The sequence below is a fragment of the Streptomyces sp. NPDC059564 genome, assembly GCF_042735575.1.
Taxonomy (GTDB): domain Bacteria; phylum Actinomycetota; class Actinomycetes; order Streptomycetales; family Streptomycetaceae; genus Streptomyces.
Genome location: NZ_JBHWBP010000330.1, coordinates 1 through 8,541, shown reverse-complemented (window position 1 = coordinate 8,541; position 8,541 = coordinate 1). Strand labels below are relative to the sequence as shown.

Annotated in this window: 4 protein-coding genes and 1 pseudogene; 1 reads left to right on the top strand and 4 read right to left on the bottom strand. The window is 75.8% G+C overall.

Annotation, left to right across the window (positions count from 1 at the left end; genetic code table 11):
• Positions 1–55: 55 nt before the first annotated feature.
• Positions 56–973: an NADP-dependent oxidoreductase gene (locus tag ACFV0Q_RS33870; RefSeq protein ID WP_385010701.1), complete on the top strand. Its 918-nt coding sequence runs from the start codon at positions 56–58 to the stop codon at positions 971–973.
• A gap of 175 nt (positions 974–1,148) precedes the next feature.
• Here ACFV0Q_RS33870 and ACFV0Q_RS33865 read toward each other — a convergent pair whose 3' ends face one another.
• From ACFV0Q_RS33865 to ACFV0Q_RS33850, 4 genes and pseudogenes are all read right to left on the bottom strand, one after another.
• A complete protein-coding gene (locus ACFV0Q_RS33865; RefSeq protein ID WP_385010699.1) occupies positions 1,149–3,308 on the bottom strand; it encodes a discoidin domain-containing protein in 2,160 nt (719 codons plus the stop codon).
• A gap of 313 nt (positions 3,309–3,621) precedes the next feature.
• Positions 3,622–6,477, bottom strand: a complete 2,856-nt coding sequence (locus ACFV0Q_RS33860) for a poly(A) polymerase (protein ID WP_385010697.1) — start codon at positions 6,475–6,477, stop codon at positions 3,622–3,624.
• A complete protein-coding gene (locus tag ACFV0Q_RS33855; protein WP_385010695.1) occupies positions 6,477–8,240 on the bottom strand; it encodes an RNA ligase family protein in 1,764 nt (587 codons plus the stop codon). The genes ACFV0Q_RS33860 and ACFV0Q_RS33855 overlap by 1 nt, the downstream gene beginning before the upstream one ends.
• 105 nt (positions 8,241–8,345) lie before the next feature.
• Positions 8,346–8,541 (bottom strand): annotated as a pseudogene (locus ACFV0Q_RS33850) (hypothetical protein); the annotation flags it as partial.

Genomic DNA, 8,541 nt, shown 5'->3' with positions numbered 1-8,541 from the left:
CGGGCACACGGCTCGAGGAGAGGTCGCGCACATGTCGGAGGACACCGAGGGCACGATGCGGGCGATGACGTACGAGACGTACGGCGGGACGGAGGTGCTCTCCGAGACCCGCCTGCCCGTCCCCAAGGTCGGCCCGGGCGAGGTGCTCGTCCGCGTCCGGTACGCCTCCGTCAACCCCGTCGACTGGAAGATCATGGCGGGCGGCCTCGACGCCCTCATGGACGTCGTGTACCCGGTCGTCCCCGGCTGGGACGTGGCCGGCACCGTCGAGTTCGTCGGCATCGACACCCCCGAGTTCACGGCCGGCGACGAGGTCATCGCCTACGCCCGCAAGGACTACGTGCACGGCGGCACCTTCGCCGAGTACGTCACCGTCCCCGTACGGGCCCTCGCGCCCAAGCCCCTCTCCCTCAGCTGGAAGCAGGCGGCCGGGCTGCCCCTGGCCGGGCTCACCGCCTACCAGCTGCTCACCCGGCTCGGCGTCGGCGAGGACGACACCGTGCTGATCCACGGAGCGGCGGGCGGCGTCGGATCCCTCGGCGTGCAGATCGCCCGCGCCCTCGGCGCCCGCGTCATCGGCACCGCCTCCGAACGCAACCACGACCGGCTGCGCGCGCTGGGCTGCGAACCCGTCGCCTACGGGGACGGCCTCACCGACCGGGTCCGCGCGCTGGCCCCCGACGGGGTCACCGTCGTCGCGGACTTCGTCGGCGGCGTCCTCGACGTCACCTTGGCCGTCCTCGCCGAAGGCGGCCGCCACGCCTCCATCGCCGACCACGCCGTCCTCGGCGAGGGCGGCCAGTGGATGTGGGTCCGCCCCGCGGGCGTCGACCTCCGGGCCCTGGGGGCGCTCGCCGACGCCGGGCAGCTGACGGTCACGGTCGCCGAGACCTTCCCCCTCGCCGACCTCGCGGCCGCCTTCGCCCTCAACCAGGCCGGGCACACCGCGGGCAAGATCGTCATCGAGGTCTGAGCGGAGCGCCCCACGCGCGCCGGTCGCCCTGCGGACCGGTCGCCGGGGCCTGGACGGTGATCTCCTCACCCGCCGGGACGGCGCCAGGCGTTGGTGCAGCCGGCCCTCTCGTCCGGTCCGGGACACGCGGGGCGGCGTGGTGCCGCCCCGCGTGGCCGGGGGCCGGTGGGGGAGGTCAGGGGAAGGACACGACCGTGGACGGGGTGGTGGAGGTGCCGGAGGTGGGGGCGCCGGTGCCGTTGACCACGTGCTCGTACTGGCCGTTGCCGCCGAGCGAGACCACGAGCAGGTCGTGGAACTTCACGCCCGGCTTCACGGGGACCTCGAAACCGTGGTCCTGACGGATGGTCGGGTCCACGTTGTAGTAGCAGTAGCTGCCCAGGCCCCAGCCCTCGTGGGTGTTCACCGAGTCCTTGACCTTGTACGCCGCGTAGCCCTTGACCGAGCCGTTCTGGACGGCCGCCTGGTTGGGGGCGTCGTAGGCCTTCTCGTTCTGGAAGAACACCGTGCGGCCGCGCTCGCCGTTCCACTCCACGTCGTACTTGTTGAAGTGCTCGACGAACAGCCCGGTGGCCAGGACGTCGTCGCCGTTGACGCGGAACCCGTAGTCGGAGCGGTTGGTCTCCCAGCCGACGCCGTCACCGTGGTCGGCCCGCCAGATCCAGGTGTGGTCGACGATGGTGTCGTGGTTGTTGATCACCATGCCGGCCGTGGCCTTGCCGGGACCGGCCCCGCCGACCCGGATGAACACGTCCTGCACGGTGGTCGGGTTCGCCGCGTGGTCCGTGGTGGTGCCGGCCGGGCCGACCTCCAGCAGGCTCGGCGAGTTGACCGGTCCCGCGTCGATCAGGAAGCCCGCGAGGCGGACCCCGTCGACGTCGGCGACCTTCATCGCCGTCACCCCGTTGTCCGGGATGAGCGTGGCCAGGCCCAGGCCGAGGACCACCGTGTCCGGGCGGTTGACCTGGATCGTCTGGTTCACGTGGTAGACGCCGGGGGTGAACAGCAGGTGCAGGCCCTGCGCCAGCGCCTGGTTGATCGTGGCGGCGCTCGTGCCCGGCTTGACGACGTAGAACCGGCTCAGCGGGACCGAAGTGCCCTGCGGCGCCCCGTTGCCCCAGGAAGTGCCGCGCGCGTCGGTGCGCTTGGCCGGGACGAACACCTTGTACTCGGCGCCGTCCAGGTACAGGAAGGGCTTCTCCCGGGATACGGGGGTGGTGTCGAGGGTGGTGTACGGCGGGTTGGGGAAGCCCTGCGCGGGCGCGCCCTGGACGCCGGAGAACACCTGGTTCCAGACGCCGTTGGACCAGCCGCCGATGGAGCTGTCCCGCGTGTACCACTGCTGCTGCGAGTAGTTGCCGATCTGCCCGTCGACCTTCGAGTCGGCGATGTACCCGCCCGAGGCCCAGCCGAAGCCGTCGGGGGCCAGGTTGAGGCCGCCCTTGACGTGCATCCGGCGGAAGGGAGCGGCCTGGGAGACGGCCCAGCGGTCGGTGCCGTTCACGGGGTTGAGCGCGAGGTTCTCCGCCGAACGCCAGAAGTTCTGGGTGGCGTTGCCGTTGAACCAGCCCGCGTCGACGGTCACGTCACCGTTGATGGTGGTGTCGTCCGGGCTCAGGCCGAGGCCCGAGACTGAGGTGTAGAAGCCGATCTGGGCGTTGAGGCCGTTGTAGGTGCCGGGCTTGAAGAGGAACTGGTAGCGGCCGGAGCCGAACTGGGCCGACTCCTGCCAACGGAAGACCTCGTCGAGCCGGGCCTGGATGTTCGGCGTCGACGGGTCGAAGACGATCACGTTCGGGCCCAGGTCCCCGCCGCCGGGGAGGTCCGGGCCGGTGCCGCCGGAGGTCCCGTAGACCTGGAACTCCCAGAGGGAGTACCCGTAGGCGGTGGTGCGCTGGGTCCCGTACATCCGCACGTAGCGGGCGGTGCCGGTGATGTCGTGCGTCACGGTCCCGCCGCTGCCGGTGGTGGTCGAGTAGGCGGTGGACCAGCTACTGCCGTCGGTCGACAGCTCGATCCGGTACGCCTTCGCGGCCGCGGCCTCCCAGCGCAGGACGACCTGGCTCAGCTGGGCCGGGGCGCCGAGGTCGACCTGGACCCACTGCGGGTCGGCGAACTGGCTCGACCAGCGGGTGCCGTTGTCTCCGTCGACGGCGGCGCCGGCCGGGGTGCCGGCGCCCTCCACGCTGGAGGCGGTGGCGGGCTTGCCCTGGGAGAGGAGTGCGGGCGCCGCGGTGGCGGCGGCGGACGGGAAGAGGACGAGGAGGGCCGCGACCAGCACGGCGGCGAGCGCCGCGGCGGTGAGCCGCGGCGGGCGATCGGAGAGGAGGGGCATGCGGGGTCACTCCTGACGTGAGGATCCGGGGGGATCGAAGCGTGAGTGAACTGCCCGCCGCATGGGGCGTCAAGGGGTTGAGCGTTCATGAACTGAAGGCCGGAGGGAGTGTCAACTCCCCTTCGGCGCTGTGAACTCGGGGTTTCTTCAATCCTTGTGAAAAGTGTTGACGAAAAATCCCCGCGAGGCTGTACTGGCGCTCATGACCGCTCCGTTCCGCCGTGCCCGACGGGGTGGGGCGGGGCCCGCCACCGCCTTCGGGAAGTGGCCGTTCGGGGGGTCCCGAAGGCGGTGGTGTCTTCGTTACTCGTCGTCAGGAAAGGTCGGGGACCTCGCCGCCCGGGGTCCACGTGACCTCCACGCCCGGAAGGCCGGCCGACCAGGGGGCCGCGAGGGCCGCCAGAGCGGTGGCGTCCGGCGGGGTCGGGCCCAGCCCGATCGCGTACCGGGCCACCGCGCCGGTCCGCTCGAACGGGCGGGGCCAGGCGTGCGCGTCCCGCAGTCCCGCGTCCGCGAGGGCGCCGAGCAGGGCGCGCAGACGGCCCCGGGCCCGGCCGAGCCGCTCCTCCAACTCCCTCGGCCCGTCCGCCCGTACGTCGACCACCGCCCAGGCCGCGTGCCGGCGGTGCAGCGGCGGGACCGACAGGAGCCCCGCGAACCCCGCCGGATCCTCCTCCAGCACCTCCCAGGCCCGGTACAGCTCCCGGACCAGCAGGTCCCGCGTCCCGGCGGTCACCTGGGCGGTGCAACTGCGGATGGGCGCGGAGGGGGTGAGGACGGTGACCGGGTCCTGCCCCGGGACGTCGGGGGAGCCGGGGGCGAGGGCCACCGGCCGCGACCAGTCCCATGCCGCCCACGTCCCGAAGAACTCCCGCCGCAGCGCCTCCGGGGAACGGTCCCCGGCATCCCGTACGGTCCGCGCCGCCAGTACCGCCCAGGCCAGCCCCGGCAGGCCGCCGAAGGGCGCCGAGTCCAGGCCGCGCGCCCGCGCCCAGGCCTTCACCTCGCGCGCCAGCCGGGCGAAGGCGGCGTGCCCGGCGCCCACGGACTCCCCTACGGCGTCCGCGTCGCCGAGCGCGCTCAGCGCCACCGCGGCCGCCTCGCCCAGCTCCGCCCTCAGTGCCACGGCCCGCCGCGGCTCCAGCGCACCGGCGGAGACCAGCACCAGGTCCACGTCCAGCCCGGACACCCGCATCCGCAGCCCCGGCACCCGCGCCCCCGTCACTTCCCGCAGCCGCTCCGCCTCCGGCAGCGCCGCCGCCAGCCGCGCCCGTACGGTGGCGCCGTCCGGCGCACCCGGCAGCACGGCCACCAGATCCAGGTCGGCCCCCGGCAGCGCGCACCCCATCCGCCGCGACCCGGCCACCTCGACGATCCCCTCGGACAGCACCGCCGCGACCCGCGCCGCGACCTGCGCCGCGACGGCCGCCGAATCCGCCTCGGACGGGTCCGCCGCCCCGGGCGGAGCCTCCCGCGGAGCCCAGCGGAGCTCGCCCGTGCCGAGGGTCACCGTGGCGCGCACGCGCATCGGGCCGGCTCCGCGCCGGGACAGTACGGCCAGTGCGGCCACCCGTGCGGAGCTCCCCGCGCCGAGCCGGGACGCGCACGCGCGCGCGTCCCGCTGCGGGTCCGTGCTGCGGCCCAGCGTCAGGTGCGGGGTCCAGCCGTCCGCGCGCCCCCGGCAGCCCGGGAAGCGGTCCGCCAGGGCCTGGCGCAGCCGCTGCCACGGGGCGTCGCCGTCCTCGCCCGCCGCCGGGTCCAGCCACAGCGTGGCGTCCTCCCGGTGCCCGAACGAGTGCACCCCCTCCAGCCGGGCGGTGAACGGCTCCACCCCCGCAGCGACTTCGGCCAGCAGGGGCAGCGCCTCCTCGAAGGAGGACTCCGGTACGAAGCCGAACAGCAGGTTCACGTGCGCCGGCCAGCGGTCCACCTGGGGGTCGTACGCCCGCCGCAGCTCCCCCACCGCCGGGTCGTCCGGCGCCAGCCAGGCCACCGCCGTCCGGGCCGTCGCGGGGACGCCGAGCCGCGCGCGCCCGTCGCCCCCGTCCGGGGCCCCGTACTCCACGGTCGCCTCCACCCCGAAGTGGTCGGAGACGAACAGCCCTCCCGGCCCGGGGGAGTCGCCCCGCAGCGCGGCCCGCCGCACCCGGGCGCCGCCGGACGGCCGCAGCAGGATCCGGTCCAGCCGGGCGGCCCGCCCCGACAGCGACCCCACCGCGGCCAGCGGGTTCACCCCGGGGTCGAAGGTCGGGGTGTCGTCCGCCGGGCCGTGTGCCTCGCTCCAGGCGTCGCGCAGCCCCAGCGCGGCGGCCGGCCCCTCGGCGCCCGACCGGCCGTCGTTGAAGTCGCCGAGCAGCGCGACCTCGGCCTCGACGCCGCCCAGCCCCTCGGAGACACGGGCCAGTTCGGCCTCCCGCCGGGCGGCTCCGTCCGCGGTGTGGTCGCTGGTCAGGTGGGTCGCGGCGACGACCAGCGGTCCGCCCGCCGTGTCCACCGTGACGGCGGCGACCGCCTTGTGCGGGCGCAGCGCGTGCAGGCCCGCCTCCCGCACCGGCAGCCGGCTCAGGATCACCAGCCCGCTGTCGGCCACGTCCGCGCCGTCCGGATCGGTGCCCAGCGTGTACCCGGCCCGCACCCACGGCGCGGCCAGCAGCAGCGCGAGCAGCGCCGGTTCCACCTCCTGGAGCGCGATCACATCGGCGTCGGCCGCCGCCAGGTCCGCCAGCAGCAGCGGCCTGCGCCGGGCGGTGGCGATGCGCGGGGCGTCGTACCGGTCCCACAGGGTGTTCCAGGTCAGCAGCCGTACGCGGTCCGGCGGGTGCGCGGCCGGCCCGGCCTGCGCCGGCCGCCAGCCGCCGCCGTCGGCCGGGTCCCACGCGTGCGGGGTCCGGGCCGTGAAGAACGGGGCGGGCAGCAGGCGGGTCTCCCGTACCCGCCCGGCCCGCGTCGTGTCGATCAGGTCCACCCCGGAGGCCCGGTCCCACACCAGCTCGCCGTCCGCCTCGACGAACAGCACCCGGTGCCAGGGGATGTCCCCGCCCGGCACGAAGGAGGGCAGCGGCACCCGCTTGGGGGCGGCCCCCCGCTGGAGCAGGCCCAGCGTGAACCGCGCCGGATCGAAGCGGGGGTCCCAGCGGACCTGGTGGTAGAGCTGCTCACTGGTGCGCATCAGAGGTCCTCCCCCTCGGCGCGGCCCGGCCCGAGGCCGCCCGCGGTGTCCTCGACGGCGCCGCTCGCGCCCACGTACCAGGTGCGGTGCGCCTGTCCCGGGTACGGCGGCCCGAACCGGCGCAGCTGCGCCGCCAGGACGGACTCCGGCACCGGATGCGGGCGCACGGCGTTGCGCCGTACCAGCTCCGCCTCCCCGACCAGCACCACCACCTGGGTGACCAGCGCGTCCCGGCGCCGTGCGACCGCACCGGCCAGGCTTCGCTGGCGGTCCGTCAGCGAGGTGGCGTCCCACACCACGGTGCCGCCCGCGGCCAGCGCCCGGTCCAGCCGCTCCAGCCCCTCGCGCAGCACCTCCGGGTTGGCCCGCTGGTCGGCGCGCGAACCCCGGGCGGAGCGCAGGTCGTCGAGGCTGACGTACGCGTCGACCCCCGGCAGGCTCCGCGCGAACGTGCTCTTCCCGCTGCCCGAGGGACCGCACAGCTGCACCAGCCGGGGGAAGGACCCGGCGTCGCGCCAGCGCCAGGTCGCCGCCACCGCCTCCCCGGCCGTCGACAGCGTGCCCCGCCCGAAGGCCTCGCGGGCCTCGGCCCAGCACCGGTCGGCGGCGTCACCGTCCAGGCCGGCGAGGGCCTCCCGCAGCCCGGTCCGCAGCGCGCCCAGCGGGTCCGGGGCGAGCAGCCCCGCCTCCTCGGCGCACAGCGCGGACCACTCCACGCACTCCCGCGCCCCGGCGTCGTCCTCGCCGCCCGGCAGGGCCGCCGCCAGCGCGTGCAGCACCCCGAGATCGGCCGCCGCCGCCATCCGGACCAGCCCGGCCCGCCGCTCCTCGTCCGGGAACGGCCGCCGCAGCGCCGGGTACAGCCCGACCAGGTCCGCGACCCGGCGGGCCGTCCGCATCCCGAGCGGCCCCGCCGCCAGGCGCGCGCCGAGGGCGGCCCGGGGCTCGCGGTGCAGGGCGGCGGCCAGGACCCCGGCCAGCCGGGCCTCCCCGGTGCGGCCCGCCCCGTCGAGCCGTGCGCCGACCTCGGCGACGGCGTGCTCCACACCGTCAACGGCCCCCGCCGCGTCCCGGCCCGGGCCCACGGCGCGCAGCAGTCCTGCCACATCCGGCTCGGCGCCCGAACGGACCGCCCACAGCGGGGCGTTCGCGCCGAGCCCGTTCGGGACGACGGGCGCGTACATCCAGTGCGTGTCCGTCTGTACGTGGCCCCCGCGCACCCACTTGGCCACGTACCGGCCGAAGTCCTCGCGCCGGAAGCCCGCCACCGTCCGGACGACGTACCCCTCCTGCCGGGAGGTGTCGGGGCGCAGCCCGCGCAGTGCGCGCTCGTCGTAGACCCCGCGCCACAGGACGCGCGGGGCGGGGACGCCGAGCCGCCCGAGGAAGCGCACGGTCCGGTCCCAGTCGAGGCAGTGGTCGCCGTCCCACACCGAGAACCCGTAGAACCAGCTGTCGAGTTCCTCGTAGGCGAGCGAGTGCCGGGCGTAGAGGTTCTCCCCGCACACCCGCCACCCCGCCGGTATGCCGCCCCCGATCCGGCCCTGGAGCCCCTTGACCCAGGCGCGCGACGGGTGGTGGCCGGAGTCGAGCGAGCGGGCGTGGAGGCCGTCCGCGTAGAGGGTGGTGTTCTCCCCGTCGAGCTTCTCGGTGACGACGACCTCCCGCCCGGCCAGCGCCGACGGCCCGCTCGCGCGTACGTCGTCCGGCGTGGCGCCGGGGGACCACGGCAGGTGCGCCGTACGGGGGTAGTGCGTGCGCATGATCGGGCTCCTGCTCGGGACGGGGTGCCCGGTCACCCTAGGTATCCGGAAGCCGCGCATCCACCCAATTAGCCGCCCTTGGCGCCCCCTTGCCGGGCCGCCGGATCAGTGGCACAGGGCGACGATCTCCGGGGACACCGTGCCGCGGGCCGCCTCGCACAGGGGCGTCATGTCGTACGTACGTCCCGGCGCGGGCCGGGGCCCGGGGCGCGCGGGCTGTCGCGGGCGCGACTTGGCGGCGGGGGCCGGTGCGGCGGCGGCCGGGGCGCGGTGCGCGGGGCGGGCGGGGGAGGCCCGGCGC